The organism is Streptomyces sp. NPDC090442 (genome assembly GCF_044769405.1).
Lineage (GTDB): Bacteria > Actinomycetota > Actinomycetes > Streptomycetales > Streptomycetaceae > Streptomyces.
Genome location: NZ_JBIVXW010000004.1, coordinates 174,970 through 191,689 on the forward strand (window position 1 = coordinate 174,970; position 16,720 = coordinate 191,689).

The window sequence follows — 16,720 nt, forward strand, 5'->3', positions numbered from 1 at the left end:
TCAACTCGTGGGGGAAGCCGGACAGTCGGCTGGGTGCAGCAGCAGGCGCCGCACGGCGAGCGCAGTCTGTACCCGCAGTCGACCTTGGGGATCGCGGACAGGGAAGCCGAGGTCGTGTTCGATGGCCGCGATACGGTCGGTGAGCGTGGAGTGGTGCAGGTAGAGCGCTGCCGCCGCGAGTCGGAGGCTGGCGTGCGAGGTGAACTCCACCAGGGTGCGGAGCACGCCGGGGCCGGATCGGGCGGCTCGCTCCAGAGCACGGACGTCAGCCGGCGGCGAAGCCGGGTCGAGCCCGTTCGCCAGCAGCACCAGAGCGCCGAGCTCATCGGCATAGACCGTGCTCGGTCCCGGGTCGTGGTCCGTGCCCTCCGCCGCGAAGCGCAAGGCCGTGCGCGCCTGGGCCCACGAGCTCGGCAGGTCCAGCAAGGACACGGTCGGGCCGAAGCCGACCCGTCCGATGCCCTTCCACCGCCGCGCCGCGCCGTTGTCCCTGGAAGCCTTGTCGGCAGTGACGACCGTTGCGGCTCCGTCAGCGGGAGCGACCGCCCGCGCCCTCGCGTCCTCCGGCAGGTCCAGCAGTCCTGCCGCGTGCCGTCGATCGTCCTCACTCGCATCGCCGTCGAGCAGTACTTCGACAGCGGCGGGGTCGTCGGGGAAGGTCGCCGGGGCCATACGAGACACGCCGCGGGTGCGATGCAGCACCTCGCGGGCGGCGAAGGCGGCCCGGTCGAGGACCACGCCCGCCAACAAGGAGGGCGGGCCGAGGTGTTCGAGCCACAAGGCCGGTGTGCCAGCGGGCTCCAGCGGCGCCGCCGGCCAACGAGGATCGGCCGGGCCACGAGCCCGCGCGACGCGCCCGTCCACGTCTGCACGTAGGGCGACGCGGAGGCGCGCGTCGATCAGACGCACCGGCGAGCCGGTCAGTCCCGCCGCCGCGGCGAGGATCGGCTCCAGCCCCGCGCGGCCCGCGACAAGCTCGTCGAATCGCCGGATGACACGAATCGCCGCGCCCGCTTCCGGGTCGAGAGCGTCCAGCCTGGCCACAACGTCATGCATAGGGGCATCGTGCCTTTCTGGGTTCAAGGTGCCCGTCAACCAGGGCATCTGAGATCCAGTCCACGTCCGCGCCGGCATCGCCGCCAGTGTTGTTCAGGGCCGCATTGCCAAGGCGACGCCCCAGGAGTCCTCGAACATGTAGAAGCGGCTGATGCGCCCCTCGGCGTTGACGACGATGTCCACGGCGAACGGCGTGTCGATCGCCTTGCCCGTCGAACGAACCGCGACCCGTCCCCGCCCGATCAGCACCGCGTTGGGGCGGTCGACGACGACACGCTCGATCTCGAAGAGCTCGCGGACGGTGAGTCGGTTCATCGTCTGAAAGAAGTCCGGGATACCGGCGACCGTGCGACGGCCTGCCCAGGGGACGATCTCAGGGTCTCCGGGGATCTCCCAGTGGGCATCGGCTGCGAACAGCGCCACCACGCCAGGGACGTCGCCCTCCTCCATGCGCTTGAGGAACTCGTTCACCACATCGCGTGTCTGGGCACTCACGGTCGTTTCCATTTCTGCCGATCGGAGCCGGCGTCTCGAACTGTGCTCTTACGTCGTTGATGGTGAGCTGGATCTCGGTCAGGCGGCTCCCTGTGCGGACGAACCCGCCCCTGCGTGGTCACCTGAGGGGCGTGGAACGAGCAGCCCGGTCGCTCTCGTCGTGGTGGACCTGTTCCTGCAGGCGACGGTTGGTCTCTGCGACCTGGTCGGTGAGGTCCCAATAGGGCTCGTCCCATGGGTCCTTGAGCCCGAAGCCGCGTTGCGGGTTCTCCAACCAGCCGCACCAGTGCCAGCCCAGGCACCATGGGCGCGCCGCGAACGCCTCCGCGGAGGCGGTGTATCCGGCACCGCGTTCACGTTGGTCGCGCGCGGACCCCGTGCGCCCGGGACTCATCATCGTGGGGCACCAGTTGCCGGTGTCGGCGATCAGGACGGGGCGCTTCGTCCGCTCGTGCCAGCGGCCGATCTGTTCCAGGGCCGCGTCCAGCCTCGCGGGGTCCAGTCCGGGAAAGGTCTGCACTGACAGCACGTCGACGTAGGGAGCCATCGCGTCGAGCACGGCTTCGGGTACGCCGGCCCGGGTGCCGTAACGGTCTCCCAGAATCAGGTGGTTCGGGTCGTGCCGTCGGATCGCCTCGGTGGTGACGCGGTAGTAGGCCGCGGCGATCTCCGGGAGTCCGGAGGCCGGGTACCCGGCGCCGGTGGGATGGCGGTTCCAACAGGGCGCATCGACGAGGAAGTAACCCAGAAGGTTCGGGTCGTCCGGGCGGCACACCGTCCTGGCAAGGTGGTCGCACCACTGGGCGAACGCGGGGTCGCGGGGGTCGCGATAGGCGGGGAAGCCGTTCCAGCACTCGATCTCGACTGCACGCAGCGACAGTGTGTAGGGGAGACCGGCGCCGGCCAGTTCTTCGGGTGGCAGGCCCTCGGAATGGCCCAGGTCGACGACAGCGCCCTGCGAGGCGAGACCCGTGCCACTGACGTACTCCGACGTCCAGCCCAGGGTATTGAATCCCCAGTCCTTCAGGTCGGGAACGAGGCCTTCTCGCAGCCATCGCCGCCGCGAACTCCCGTACCGAGAACGGTAGATGGCGAGATTATGCGGATAGCGCAGGTTGGTGTCGTCGGCGTGGACGATGCCCACTGACAGAAACGCGTCGCCGTCCGGCGTACGCAGCCGCCAGCGGTGTCGGCGGTCGACAGTGAAGGCGAGGTGTGCGGGGCGCGTCATCGCGTGCCATCCCCTCAGGTGGGCGGAAGCTTGCGCTCGGTCCGAGCTAAGCACCTGGATCCGGGGATAGCAAGACGAGATGACTCGTCTCGCCTCTTGTATGGTAAAGCCATGACTGCCGAACCCGATCCCGCACGACGCAGCCACGAGTCCTGGCGAGCCATCCTTGACGCCACCTTCGAGCTACTGGAGGAGGACGGCTACGCATCGGTCACCATGGGCGCGATCGCGGCCCGGGCGGGCGTGGGCCGGCAGACGCTGTACCGCTGGTGGCCCTCGAAGGCAGCAGTGGTCTTCGAGGTCTTCCTCGACAAGACGAACATCGGCCCTTTCCAGGACGGAGGTGAGGACTTCCCCGCGCAACTACGCGCCTTCGCCCATGGATTCCGGGCCCTGTACGTGGAAAAGCCTGCGGGCACACGCCTCCGGGAGCTCATCGGGGCAGCGCAGACCGACCCGGACCTGGCCCGCGCCATGGTCGAGCAGTGGTTCGAACCACGGCGCGCACCAGTCCGGCAGGCGCTGCATGAGGCCCAGAAGGCGGGCGTCGTCCGCACCGACGTAACAGCGGACACCGCGCTCGATCTCGTCTTCGCACCGCTGCATTACCGCCTGCTGGTCTCCGGCCAGCCCGTGGACGCCGAGTACGTGAATGCCATCGTGGACCTGGCCCTTGCCGCCTTGGCACCTGGAGCTTCCTCGACGTAGGAGCGGACCCCGTCAGGCTCCAGCCGCTCCACGGCCCGGGCCGAGTCCTGGCCCAGATCGATTGCCACCCTCCTCCACAACCTTGAACAGGCCGCCGCACCGCCTCTGATGGAGGTAGTAGCCGTGTACATATCCCGCCCTGGCGCGCTGTTGCCGCACGAGGCGGTGGCCGCGAAGGGGAAGGCAGGCGTGCGGATCTCACGGGCACCGGTCAGCTTTCGCCTGAATCCTCCATCGGATGCGCGGGACCTACTCCGCTTCCGCCAGCTTCGCGAGCAGGGACACGCAGCGGCCGGCCGCGGCCAGGACGGGGCCGCACTGGAGTTACTCGCCGAGGCGCTTTCCCGGTGGCAGGGCTCAGCGACCGCCGGCGTCCCCGTGGGCACGCGGCAGCGTCCCGTGATTGCCACAGCGGACCGGGAGCGCGCAGAGACGGCCGGCGCCGCGCTGCGATGCAGCGCCCAGGGGCGGATCCTGCAGGCTCTCCGGATCGTCGCGCACCAAAACCCGCTGGATGAGGCGCTCCGGGCCAAGCACGTGCTGGCATTGGGCGCCCATGCTCAGAAGGCGGAAGCCCTGACGGTCTACCAGCAGGTGCGCAGGCGACTCGCCGACGATTACGACGTCGATCCGACTTCGCAGCTCCGGGCGGCGCAGCGCAAGGTACTTCGGCAAACGCAGGACGTGCGCGGCAGAGGTGCTTCCGGCTCCTTCGACGACAGCCTCCCGCGACAGCGCCCTGCTCCAGCCGGCAGGTCCGTCCGCCGCGTCAACTCCCCACTGCACCAACGACCTTCGTCGGTCGCCGACAGATGACCACCACACGGCAGCTGCTGAGCGATACGGCAGCGGAGCCCGTCGGCGAGAGCGTGATCGCAGTCGTCGGCGACCAGTTCACGACACGGAATCAGCGTCCCGGCGGCATGCGCCGGGGCCCAGGAGGCGAGAACGATGACGACATCTACCCGGAGCACCGCCGCGCCGCGCGGTGAGGCACTCACTGAGGCGTTGCACGAAGCTCGGGATGCGTATACGAGAGCGAACCCGGAGAGCCAACGACAGTTCGACGCCGCCTGTGCGCACATGCCGGGAGGCAACACCCGGACAGTGCTCTTCCACAGCCCCTTCCCGCTGCGCATCGCCCGAGGCCGGGACTGCCGTCTGTGGGATGCGGACGGGCACATGTACGTGAACTTCCTCGGCGACTTCACGGCTGGACTGTTCGGGCACACCAACCCGGCCATCGCATCCGCCGTCAGCGCCGCTCTGGCGAACGGCATCTCACTGTCCGGGCACAACGAGCTGGAGGCACGCTTCGCGGCTCGGATCTGCGAGCGCTTTCCCACCATCGATTCCGTCCGCTTCACCAACTCCGGGACCGAGGCCAACCTGCTCGCACTGGCGACAGCCACCGCAACGACCGGCCGGAGCAAAATCCTGGTCTTCGACGGCGCCTACCACGGCAGCGTGATTGCCTTCACCGGCGGATCCAAGCCGACCAACGTCCCCCACGAGTGGGTCATCGGCACCTACAACGACATGGACGGCACCAAGGCCCTCCTCGACGCGCATCGCCAGTCCCTCGCCGCCGTCCTGGTGGAGCCGATGCTCGGCTCCGGAGGCTGTGTGCCGGCCGAGCCGGAATTCCTGCGGCTCCTGCGCGAGCACACCAGGGAATCCGGGGCACTGCTCATCCTCGACGAGGTCATGACCTCGCGCCTCGCGGCTGGGGGCCGTCAGGGCATGCTGGGTATCGAGGCCGACCTCACCACACTCGGCAAGTACCTCGGTGGCGGCCTGTCCTTCGGGGCCTTCGGAGGCCGCTCGGAGATCATGGCAGCGTACGATCCGCGGACACCCGAATTCCTGACACACGCCGGCACCTTCAACAACAACGTCCTCACCATGAGCGCGGGACTTGCGGCACTCGACGAATTCACCCCGGACGCTGCCGACCAACTCACCGCGCGCGGAGACCAACTGCGTACAGAACTGAACCAACTGTGCGAGCAGTCCGGGGCACCCATGGTCTTCACGGGCCTGGGCTCACTGATGACCGTCCACTTCACAGAGCGGACGGTCCGGTGCGGAGCCGACGTGGTAGCCGGCGACCAGGAGCTGAAGGAGTTGTTCTTCTTCGACATGCTTTCTGCCGGCATCTACCTGGCCAGGCGCGGGATGATTGCCCTTTCCCTGCCAATTGGGTCCTCGGAATGCCGGGAACTCATCAAGGCTGTGGCCTCCTTCATCGAACGCCGCCGGCGTTTCTGGGCGTGACCGAGCAACGGCCCTGTTCCGTAGGCGGAGGTGAGCGGAGGTGACCTTGAGTCGTTGTCAGCTGAGCCGGATGCGGTAGTGGAGGAGTGCGAAGCCGGCACGGCAGCGCAACTGGCGCATGGTCCTCTTGATCTGGACATGGACGCCTGCTGCGTGGCCGCTACTCCAAAGAAGCGTGAGGCCGGCTTCGACGGCGGCGCGGTCGGTTTCCGAGCCGTGCCCTGAGAGAAGCTGCGCAGGTGGGCAAGGTCCGCCGAGTGCGCTTCGGTGATCCACGCGGTGGGGTGTCCCGAGCAGGGGTGAGCAAGGCAGGTAAATGTCATCAACCAAGGGAGTCGTCGTGTCCGTTGTCCGTTTTCACCACATCAGCCTCTCCGTCGCGAACCTTGCCGCACAGGAAGCCTGGTACGCCGACGCGTTCGGGCTCACACAGGTGGAAGAGCGCCTAGAGATGCCCGAAGCGGGAGTCCGTACCGTCGTCCTGAGCGATACGGCGGGCCTGCGGGTGGAGTTCGTCGAGCGGTCCGGCTCGCGCCCCGTCTCGCATACCGACGCCTTCGCCGCCACCGCCGTGCAGACCTTCACACACCTGGCACTTTCAGTCCCTGACCTTGACCGCGAGTTCGCCCGCCTGACGCAGGACTGCGGCGCTGCTGTGGTGGTGTCCCCAGCGCCTGGCGCCAGTGAAGGCATGCGGTACGCCTACGTCGCCGACCCGGAAGGCAATCTACTGGAGCTGATCGAGACGGCATGAGCAGAGCAGGCCCGAAGCATCGCACCACCTCGCTCACGCAGAGGGGCGCGGCGTGTGGGCGTCGAGTGCCGTCCCCGCGGAGAACGCTCGCCGCACGGTGTGGCCCTGAGGGCCGAACTCGGCCATGTAGGGCTTGATGTCGAGGACGGGGGTGCCGTCGAGGGCGTCCAGGCCCTGTACGTGCAGGTCGAGGGCGTCGGCCTTGATGAGGCGGCAGCGGGAGACGCCGAGCCGGTTGGGGCGGGCCTGCCGGCGCGGAGGGCGGAGGGCAGCGGGTCGGGTGCACGGATGAGGTTGGTCGCTGCATCTCAAGCTCTCCGGCTTCTCCCCGCCGGAGTCGTCAACTGAAGAATTCAATGCTGGAGAAGCTGCTGTTCTCGACGTGACGGCCGGGCGGGATCTTGGAGTTGTTGGTCCCTGGGCAGCCGGCTCTGGTGAACAGCAGCACGGTCTTGTCGGTGTTGTTGACGGCGTAGCCCCGGCCGGTGACGTTGATGCACTGGTCGGCCTGCGGGTTCTCCAGGGTTTGCGCGGGGGAGGGGAGGGTGTACGTGAAGATGCCGTCGTTGGAGCCGTGGCCTACGAAACGCACGCTTTGGAAAGCGTAGGATCCCGATCCTCCAGGTGCCAGGCGCTGTGGGTTTCCGGCGCAGTTGGTGGTGGTGAAGAGTTCGGCGGTGTGGTTGGTGTTGTTGTCCACCGGCCCGTTGCCATTGAGGTCGCGGTGGCATTCGGGCCTGGGGTTTTGGAGAAAGCCGGTCGTAGGCCGTGGGGTATAGGTGAAACTGCCTTGGGCAGCCAGGGCGATGGCGGCCAGAGCGCACGGGGCGAGGAAGAGGCGGTTCACGGTGTGCCCTTTCGGTGGTGCCATCTGGCCTATGTGGGGCAGAAGTGGTGCGGAGTAGGCCCTCGCCCGCAGGCGAGGGCCTACGAGGCGTTCAGCTGACGAACTCGACGCTGCGGAACTTGATGTCGTAGGCGTGCTCGCTCGGATCGATTTTTTGGAAATTGGTGCCGATGCAACCGGGGCGCCTGAAGACCAGCGCGGTCTTGTTGGTCTTGTTGAAGGCGTGGCCGTCGCCGGTGACGTTGAAGCAGGTGTCGGCCTGGGGATTGACCAGGCTCAGCTGCTCGTCCCCGTTGGTGTAGAAGAAGGTCCCGTCGGTGGCATAGGCGCTGCCGGCGAAGCCCAGGGCGAGCGTGGCCGCGGCAGCGGCGGTGGACAGGGCGAGTGCGAGGCGTTTCATAGCTTCTCCTTAGGGTGGCCGCACGCGCCTTGCGTGCGGGGCGAGAGGCGCTGCCAGGGCGCGAGGCCGGTCGGCTGCTGCGAGGGGCGGTGGCACGGCCCGGCAGAACTGTGGGCGGAGACCGTAAGTAGCCGTGGAACATTCATGTCGCCGGTGAACTGCTTTCGCCTGTCCTCACTCCACGTCCGGGCGCTGGAGGACCAAGCGTCTTCAGTGGGGTGATGTAGTCGACATCGAGCAGGCTCGGCTTGCCCAGGCCCAGGTCGCCGTACGGGCTGATCAGGAGCCGTTCACCGTGGTGCTCTTGGAGAACGTGCTCTTGTATCCGTCCCGCATGAGAGGCAGTTCGCGAGTGTCGCGGTCCCGGCCGTCGCGTAGCCGCTGAACTTCGACCGTCGGTAGGAACCGTCGTCCTCGTGCCGTGCGACCTTCAGCCAACGCGGCAACGGTCATGCCAGGTGTCACTCGAACTCTCCTGAACGCAAGGGCCTTTGAGACAAGGGTGACAGTTCATGAAGAGCATGATCGTTTCGGCAAATGTACCTATAGGGGCATTAGGAGTGCAGCGTCGCGTTTCTCTCTTCTGCGCGATCCCCGGCGTGCGCCCCGCGCTCCAAGTTGGCCGGCATCTGACGATGCGCGATGGACGACCCGGCTCAGCAGGCATCGGGCCTCGTGGCTCACCATGGAGTCCGCGTCGGGTGTGAAGACGGTGCAGTCGTAGGTGACGACTACGATGCAGCGCTCGGGCTTCGTCTGGGGCGGGGGCTGATGGATCCATACGTCCAGCAGTGGGCCGGCTTTGACCGCCTCCCGACTCTGCGCTGATGTCCGAGGGGGCCGTGACCTCCGGCGTGAGGAGCGTGGTGCGGAGCCAGGTCGGCCGAGACCCACCGACCACCTCCGGCACCAACCGCATCACCGGCATCGTCCAATGCATCCTCGTCCTCCACGTCACACCACCATCTGAAGTGGGGAAAGCCCCAATCCTCACGATTGCCTCAACTGGGTGGTAGCCCCACAAGGGGGATTTTGCTTCCGGTTCCGACCGCCCGGCGACCTCTCTTGATGCAGAAGCCAGCCCAGGTCAGCGAGTTGACGTGGCGTCATGACGTGGTGCCACGGGCGCACACTACGGAATTCCCGCCCTCGTTCTGCGCCTGGGCTTCTTGGCACAGTGAAGCGTCGGCGTTACTGGACAGCGGCCACGACCGGTCGCGCATGTCTCCGTGTCCGTCTCCAAGCGAGCGTCTGTCGCACGGAACCGGAAGGGGCGGCCGACCCCTCAGAGCTGCTGGCATTCCTGATCCATGTCCCGGCGCAATGTGAGGAATGCTGATGAGCGTCCGCAACGCCCCTGGCAGGTATCAACCGATCGCCGTTGTAGGAGCCGCCTGCCGACTGCCCGGTGACATCGTCGATCTGGACGGATTGTGGGGGGCGTTGGAGGAGGGGCGGGATCTGATCGGTGAAGCGCCCGCGGCACGGTTCGATCCCAGCCGGTTCATCGATACGAGCATGCCGCGCACCGGGAAGAGCTACACCGCCGCGGGTGGGTTCCTCTCCGACATCGCCTCTTTCGACGCCGAATACTTCGGCATCACGCCGAAAGAGGCCGTGCAGATTGACCCCCAGCACCGGCTGTTGCTGGAACTGGCCGCGGAAGCGCTGGACAACGCAGCGATCTCCCCGCGCGTGCTGGCGGGTTCGGACACCGCGGTCTACGTCGGTATCTGCGATGCCTCCTACGGTGGGCTGCAGTTGATGAGGCCCCGCACGGCCAACGCGTACACCATGGCGGGAGCCTCCTCCTCGTTGGCGGCGAACCGTCTCTCGCACTGCCTTGACCTGCGGGGCCCCAGCATGGCGATCGACACGGCCTGCTCGTCCTCGCTGGTGGCGTTGGACCACGGGTGCCGCACACTGTGGGACGGCACCAGCCGCACGGTACTGGCCGCGGGCGCCAACGTGCTGCTCAGCCCGTACCACTTCGTGGGGTTCTCGCAGGCGTCCATGCTCTCTAAACGGGGCAGGTGTGCGGCCTTCTCCGCCAAGGCGGATGGTTTCGTCCGGGCGGAGGGCGGCGGACTCGTCGTTCTGAAGAGGCTGGAGGACGCGCAGGCCGACGGCGATCGGGTGCTCGGCGTCATCCTCGGCAGCGGCACGAACAGTGACGGCCGCACCGCTGGTGTGTCGCTCCCCAACGCCGACGCTCAGGAAGCCTTGTTGCGTGCGGTATACGAGCAAGCCGGTGTCAGCCCGGATGAGTTGGTGTATCTGGAGGCACACGGCACCGGCACCCTGGTCGGCGATCCGGCCGAGTGCCGCGCCGTCGGCAGCGCACTGGGCCGGCGTCGGCAGGTGGGCGTGTTGCCGATCGGATCGGTGAAGTCGAACGTGGGCCACCTGGAAACCGCCTCAGGGATCACCGGGCTGCTCAAGGCACTTCTGGTGCTGCGCCACGGCACCGCCCCGGCCACGCTGCACAGCCAACCGGCGAACCCGCACATCGACTTCGCCGGCCTGAACCTCGCCCCGGTGGCCAACTCCCTGCCCCTGGCGGATGCCGCACGACCGGTCGTGGGAGTCAACTCCTTCGGCTTCGGCGGTTCCAACGCCCATGTCATCGTCGGCGCCGCCCGGGAGGTACCGCGCACTGCGGGCACAGCGGCACCGGCCATGGACGTGGCCCGACCGGTACTGGTGTCGGCACGGACCCCGCAGGCACTTCACCAGGCAGTGACCCTCATGTCCGAACGGCTTGCGCGGACCGGGCCCGATCAGTTCTACGACCTCGCCTACACCGCGACCATGCGACGCGGTGCGCACAGGCGCCGGGCGGTGGTGATCGCGGCCGGGCCGGTGGAGGCGGCCGCCCGGCTGGCGGCGACCTTCCCGGGCGGGGGAGAGGCGCAGGAGGCGGCCGCGGAAACGACTGGGGCGAGTGGCGGCACGGTGGGAGAGGCGACGGAGCACGGCCGGGTGGCGTTCGTCTTCTCCGGTAACGGATCGCAGTGGGCGGGCATGGGTGCCGACCTTCTGGAGGGTGGCGGGCCCTTCACCGCTGCCCTCGCCGCGGTGGACGCGGCGCTCATGCCGTACCTGGGATGGTCGGTCGCCGAGAAGCTGGGCACGGTCACGGAAGCCGAGTTGCTCGCGACCGAGATCGCCCAGCCACTGCTGTTCGCCGTGCAACTCGGCGTGGCGGCCGTGCTGCGTGACCGCGGCATCACGCCGTCCGCCGTGATCGGCCACAGCGTCGGCGAGGTCGCCGCCGCCCACGTGGCCGGGGCGCTGAGTCTGGAGCAAGCGGCGCGGGTCGTCGCGGAGCGGTCCCGGGCACAGGCCGCGACCGCGGGCTGCGGTCGGATGGCGGCCCTCGCCCTGCCTCCGGACGAGGCCGTCGAAGCCCTCGCCGGCTACCCGGGCCTGGTAGTGGCGGCGGTGAACTCGGACCGCGATGTCACGGTCTCGGGACCCGAGCCCCAACTGCTATGCCTGGCCGCAGACATGAGCGCTCGGGCCGTGCTCTGCACCGTGCTGGAGCTGGACTACGCCTTCCACAGCGCCGCCATGGACGCGTTGCGCGAGCCGCTGATGAGGTCGTTGGACGGCCTGGCGCCCTCGGCGAGCGGCCTCCCGCTGTTCTCCACGGTGACGGGACAGCGGATCGACGGCATCGAGTTGGACGCCGCCTACTGGTGGCGCAACGTCCGCGAGCCCGTGCAGTTCGGCCCCGCGGTCGAGGCCGCAATGGAACACGGTGCGGACATCTTCCTGGACATCGGGCCCCACCCCGTCCTGCAGACCTACCTGCGCCGCATCACCGGTCGTAAGCGCGCCGGTGCTGCCGCCGTCGTGCCCACGCTGCGGCGCGCGACGGCGGGTGACCTGGCAGTGCGTACGGCAGTTGAGGCGACGATGGCCGCGGGCGCCGACATCGACTGGACGCCATACTTCCCGTACCGGGGCCGGGTGGTGGACCTCCCCGCCTACCCCTGGCAGCGCGAACGCCACTGGAACGGCTCCCCGCACCGCTGGGTGTGCAGCAGCGGCAACGGCCAGGTGGAGCACCCGCTGTTGGGGGAGCGGATGCCCGGCCCGCATCCGTTGTGGCACGGCGCCGTCGAACCGGCGCTGCTGCCGTGGCTGGCCGACCACCGCTTGGCCGGGTCGGTCGTGGTGCCCGCCACGGCCTATGTGGAGATGATCCTGGCCGCGGGGGAGAGGGTGCTCGGATCGGCGGCGGAGCTGGACCACATGAACATCAGCAGCCCGCTGACCATCCCCTGGGCGGAAGCCTCCAGCATCCACACCCAGCTCGCGTTCAATCCGGATGACGGTGTGGTGACCATCTCCAGCACCGACGAGGATGCCGGTGAACCGCGGCAACATGTGCGTGCACGGGTCCGGCAACGCATCGGCAGTGCCCCTGGCCCATTGGATCTAGCCGACATCCGGGGCCGCTGCACGCGCTCCATCGCGGTCGCCGACCAGTACAAGGCCCTGGCGGAGCGGGGGCTGGCATACGGTCCGGAATTCCAGGTGCTGACCGAGCTGCACGTGGGGGCGGGCGAGGTGCTGGCCGCTTACCAACACCCAGATGCGAAGGACCAGTTCACGGCGCATCCAGCACTGCTCGACGGCGCGTTGCAGGCCGGTACACTGCTACTGGAACGGCTCCTGACCGGCAGCGATGCCTACCTGCCATCGGCCTTCGAAACGGTGCGCGTCTGGTGCCCTCCCACCGCCAAGGGGCTGGTGCACGTGCGCGAAAGGTCCGGAACCCGGACCGAAGCGTGCTGGGACATCACCGTCACCGACGAGAATGGTGCCGTCACCGTCGAGATGACGGGCTGCCGCCTGCGCCGCTTGGTCAATCCCACACAGGCACCCGTGACCCGGCACCACACCGTGCTCCGCGCCGCCCCACACCCTGACACCCCGGCGGGAGCGAGCCCCCTGCCCGCTTCCCGGCAGATCGCCGCCGCTTGCGGGGAGCGAATCGCCGGACTACGCCGAGCCCGGCGGGCCTTGAGGGGCACCGGGGAAGAAGAGTTCACCCGGGCCTACTTCGCGGCGTGTATCGCGGCAGCCCTGGAGCACCTCGCGCCAGATCCTTCTCGCCCTTTTACCCTAGCCACGCTGACCGAGGCAGGGGTGTTGGCGAAGCACATTCCCCTGTTGGAGACGGAACTGCCGGTCCTGGAACGGCACGGCTTCGCCACCCGTGTAACGCCGGACCACTGGCTGCTCGCGCCCGCTGAACGCCGGTCTCCGGACCAGTACCGCACGTGCTTGTTGGATTTCCCCGCCTACATCAACGAGGTAGCGCTGCTGGTACGGAACGGCATGCGGATCCATTCTCTGCTGCGCGGGGAATGCGATCCTCTGGATGCCTTGACCGGCGAGGGGGCGGGCCACACCCTGGAGCTGTTCTTCGACACCACGTCCTTCAATCGCTTCCACAACCGCATCGCGCAGGCGCTGGTCAGTGAAGTGGTGCGGTGTTGGCCGGAGGACCAGCCGCTGCGCATCCTCGAAGTCGGTGCCGGCACTGGAGGGCTGACCAGTGCCCTGCTGCCTGTCCTGCCGGCCGACCGGACCGTGTACGAGTACACGGACGTGTCCGCGTTCTTCCTGTCGCGCGCCCAACAACGCTTCGCGTGTTACGACTTCGTGCGGTACCGCACCTTCGACCTCGACGGGGATCCGGCCGAGCAGGGCCTGGCCGAAGGCGGCTTCGATCTCGTAGTGGCCTCTAACGCCCTGCACACCTGCAAGGATCTCGCTGCGACCCTGCAACGGATTGCCCATCTCCTTGCTCCGGGTGGACACCTTCTGAGCTACGAGACCCATAACGCCGAGTGGCTGGCACCCTGGTTCGGGGTCCTGGACGGCCTCTGGCACCAGCACACCGACCGTGAGCTGCGCCCGCACTCGGCCCTGCTGCCCGCGGAGGACTGGCTGTCATTGCTGGAGCGGTGCGGCTTCACCGACATCGCCCAACTCGGGGACGACCACACGTCGGACCTCGCCGCCACCGTCGTACTGGCCACCGCTCGCCCAGGGGCCCGCGTAGTGCCCCCCGTGCTTCCTGCCCGTCCGGGAACCGCGTCCTACATCATCATCCCGGAAACGCCGGCCGAGGCGCTGTTCGCCGACTCCCTGGCGGAACTGCTCGCGGCATCGGGACAGCATGCGGTACACCGGGCCCAGCCCGATGCGGACGTCGCGGAGTGGCGCCCTGGCAGCGGTGAGCCGACTGAGGAACACCACCTGGTGCTGATCCTGGCCGACACCACACCCCGTGATGTCGACGGACTTACCGAGCGCGCCGCACAACGTGCCACTCTGCTGGGCAAGTTGGCGCAGAGCGGTGTGGGGCATGGCCCACACGATGGCACCTCGCTGTGGCTCGTTACCCGTCCCAGCGGCGCCCTCCCCGCGCCCGAGCGTGTCCACGCACCCGCCGACGCGGCCGCCTGGGGCATCGCGCGCACGATGGACAACGAGTACCCGGATCTGTCCGTCCGACGCATCAGCCTCGACCGGTCCGGCACGAGGGCCGACGATGCCGATCGCCTGGCACGCGAGCTCCTCACCCCCTCGGAGGAGAACGAGATCCTGCTCACCCGCGGGGGACGCTTCGTCCCCCGCGAGACCCCGCTCCCCGCCCCGCCCGCCAATGCTGCGGCCGCCTACACGCTGGACGTCAACAGTCCCGGTCTCGCCTACACCCTCGGGTGGAAGGCCGTTGAGCCCCGGAAGCCGGCCGAGGGAGAGGTCACGGTTGCCGTGCGGGCCGCCGCGCTGAACTACCGAGACATCATGTCCGTCACCGGACTACTGCCACCCGAACTCAGCGAAGGAACCCTGTACACGGCACCCGGCATCGAATGCGCCGGCGTTGTCACCGCCGTGGGACCCGGGGTCCACACGCCGGCCATCGGCGACCGCGTCTTCGGTCTCGCGAGCGCGACGCTCGCCTCACACGTGACCACCCCGGTCGCAGTGCTGTGGCCGCTCCCCGACGACATGGGCTTCGAGGCCGCGGCGACGCTTCCGGTGGCCTTCGCCACCGTGCACTACAGCTTGGAACACCTGGCCAGGCTCCGGGAAGGCGAGACCGTCCTGATCCACGGCGGCGCCGGCGGTGTCGGGTTGGCCGTACACCAATTCGCCTGCCTGCGCGGCGCGCACGTCATCGCCACCGCCGGCAGCGAGACCAAACGTGACCTGCTGCGCTCGCTCGGCATCGCGCACGTGTTGGACTCCCGCACCCTCGACTTCGCCGAAGAGGTCAAACGCCTCACCTGCGGGCACGGCGTCGATGTCGTGATCAACTCGCTCGCCGGTGAGGCCATCGCCCGCAGCCTCGAACTGCTGCGGCCCGGCGGCCGGTTCATCGAACTGGGCAAGCGCGACATCTACGAGAACAAGCCCCTCTCCCTCGCGCCGTTCCACCACAACCTCGCCTTCTTCGGCGTCGACCTGCTCGCACTGATGCACAGTCCCGACCAGGCGCTCGCCTTGCTAGAGGAGGTCGGCGAACGCGTGCGCAGCGGTGCCTACCGGCCGCTGCCGCATACGGTGTTCCCCGCGGCTCGCGTGCGGGAGGCGTTCGAGCTGATGCAGCACTCCCGGCACATCGGCAAGGTTGTGGTCGCCTTCGATCCCCTGGACGAATCCCCCACCGTCGAGGCCGATGCCGGCTGCCCCGCCCTGGACTCACAAGGCACCTACCTCGTGACCGGCGGGCTCAGCGGTTTCGGGGCAGCCACCACACACTGGCTCGCCGACCGCGGAGCCCGCCACCTTGCCCTCGCAAGCCGGCGCGGCGCCGCCGCCCCCGAGGCCCCCGCACTGCTCGACGCGCTGACCCGCCGCGGAATCCAGGTCACCACACATGCCATCGACTGCACCGATGCGCCGAGCATGTCCGCCTTGCTCGACAGCATCGACGCCGGCGGACATCCGCTGCGCGGCGTGGTGCACTGCGCCATGCACCTCGACGATGCGCCCATGAGCGAACTCTCCGAAGAGCGCTTCGCCGCCGCACTGGCCCCAAAGGCAGGCGGTGCAATGGTGATGGACGGGCTCACCCGCGACCGGCGGCTCGACCTGTTCCTGCTGATCTCCTCGGCAGCTGCATGCTTCGGTAACCTGCACCAGGCCCCATACGTCGCAGGCAACCTCTTCCTCGAAGCCCTGGTACGTCAGCGGCGTGCAGCCGGGCTCCCAGCTCAGGCCATCGCCTGGGGAGCGCTCGGCGAAACCGGATACGTCATCCGCAACGACCTGACCGCCCAACTCGCCGCCATCGGCATGGAACCCCTCCGCCTGTGCGACGCGTTCGCCGCAGCCGACGACCTGCTCACGCGCGACACGCCGGTGGCCGGCGTGGGCCGCTACAACTGGGGCAAGGTCCGTGCTGTCCTCTCCACCCTCAACGGTCCGCGATACACCCTGCTGCTGCCCGAGTACGGCGAGAGGGGCTTCGCATCCCGCGAAGAGATGTTTGCTGAACTGGCTGCCCTGCCCCCGGAAGAGGCCCGCGTCGCGCTGCAGGACACCGTCACCCAACTGCTGGCCAAAGTCGTGCAGATGGACCCGACCACCCTGGACCCCCATCGCAAGCTGGACGAGTACGGCATCGACTCCCTCATGGCCACCGAACTCCTGACGTCGATGCGCCACCAGTTCGACATCGACATCCCCCCGATGGAGCTTCTGCACAGCAACCGCACCATCGACGGCCTCACCACGACGCTGCACCTGCGCCTCGGGCTGCACAACGACCAGCCCGCAGCTGCCGAGCCGCGACCGTAGACACCGACCTCCCCCTCCAAACATCCGAACCTTCCGCCCCGCCGCATCGCACGCCGACTGCTGAACGTTCCGGCAAGGCCGCCAGAAACACCCCCCACCCGCACTTCGATCAAGACCACC

The 16,720-nt window shown here is 68.4% G+C and carries 11 protein-coding genes and 1 pseudogene; 6 read left to right on the forward strand and 6 right to left on the reverse strand.

Annotated elements, in window-relative coordinates; all coding sequences use genetic code 11:
* From ACIQU6_RS05135 to ACIQU6_RS05145, 3 genes are all read right to left on the reverse strand, one after another.
* Positions 1-1,056 (reverse strand): helix-turn-helix domain-containing protein, encoded by a 1,056-nt coding sequence (locus tag ACIQU6_RS05135; RefSeq protein WP_403480253.1) that lies wholly within the window; start codon positions 1,054-1,056, stop codon positions 1-3.
* A gap of 93 nt (positions 1,057-1,149) precedes the next feature.
* Entirely contained in the window at positions 1,150-1,563 is a 414-nt protein-coding gene (locus tag ACIQU6_RS05140) for a nuclear transport factor 2 family protein (protein ID WP_403480254.1), read from the reverse strand.
* A gap of 106 nt (positions 1,564-1,669) precedes the next feature.
* Positions 1,670-2,782 (reverse strand): hypothetical protein, encoded by a 1,113-nt coding sequence (locus ACIQU6_RS05145; protein WP_403480255.1) that lies wholly within the window; start codon positions 2,780-2,782, stop codon positions 1,670-1,672.
* 111 nt (positions 2,783-2,893) lie between these two features.
* Here ACIQU6_RS05145 and ACIQU6_RS05150 point away from each other — a divergent pair, with 111 nt between their 5' ends.
* From ACIQU6_RS05150 to ACIQU6_RS05170, 5 genes are all read left to right on the forward strand, one after another.
* Complete coding sequence (locus ACIQU6_RS05150) at positions 2,894-3,490, forward strand: TetR/AcrR family transcriptional regulator (protein ID WP_403480256.1); 597 nt, start codon at positions 2,894-2,896, stop codon at positions 3,488-3,490.
* A gap of 123 nt (positions 3,491-3,613) precedes the next feature.
* The gene (locus ACIQU6_RS05155) at positions 3,614-4,306 is read left to right on the forward strand and encodes a BTAD domain-containing putative transcriptional regulator (RefSeq protein ID WP_403480257.1); all 693 of its coding nucleotides are present in this window, start codon (positions 3,614-3,616) and stop codon (positions 4,304-4,306) included.
* Complete coding sequence (locus tag ACIQU6_RS05160; RefSeq protein WP_403480258.1) at positions 4,303-4,482, forward strand: hypothetical protein; 180 nt, start codon at positions 4,303-4,305, stop codon at positions 4,480-4,482. Before ACIQU6_RS05155 ends, ACIQU6_RS05160 begins: the two co-directional genes overlap by 4 nt.
* Before the next feature lie 91 nt (positions 4,483-4,573).
* A complete protein-coding gene (locus tag ACIQU6_RS05165) occupies positions 4,574-5,767 on the forward strand; it encodes an aspartate aminotransferase family protein (protein WP_403480259.1) in 1,194 nt (397 codons plus the stop codon).
* Between the two features lie 340 nt (positions 5,768-6,107).
* Positions 6,108-6,521, forward strand: coding sequence for a VOC family protein (locus tag ACIQU6_RS05170; protein ID WP_403480260.1), 414 nt, complete (start codon positions 6,108-6,110; stop codon positions 6,519-6,521).
* Between the two features lie 33 nt (positions 6,522-6,554).
* Here ACIQU6_RS05170 and ACIQU6_RS05175 read toward each other — a convergent pair.
* The 3 genes and pseudogenes from ACIQU6_RS05175 to ACIQU6_RS05185 form a co-directional block, all read right to left on the reverse strand.
* Positions 6,555-6,776, reverse strand: a pseudogene (locus ACIQU6_RS05175) (TrmO family methyltransferase); the annotation flags it as partial.
* Positions 6,777-6,861: 85 nt separating this feature from the next.
* Complete coding sequence (locus tag ACIQU6_RS05180) at positions 6,862-7,368, reverse strand: hypothetical protein (protein WP_403480261.1); 507 nt, start codon at positions 7,366-7,368, stop codon at positions 6,862-6,864.
* Positions 7,369-7,459: 91 nt separating this feature from the next.
* On the reverse strand, positions 7,460-7,768 hold the full coding sequence (locus ACIQU6_RS05185; protein ID WP_403480262.1) for a hypothetical protein: 309 nt from the start codon (positions 7,766-7,768) through the stop codon (positions 7,460-7,462).
* A gap of 1,338 nt (positions 7,769-9,106) precedes the next feature.
* Here ACIQU6_RS05185 and ACIQU6_RS05190 point away from each other — a divergent pair.
* Positions 9,107-16,600, forward strand: a complete 7,494-nt coding sequence (locus ACIQU6_RS05190) for an SDR family NAD(P)-dependent oxidoreductase (RefSeq protein ID WP_403480263.1) — start codon at positions 9,107-9,109, stop codon at positions 16,598-16,600.
* The last annotated feature ends 120 nt before the right edge of the window (positions 16,601-16,720 follow it).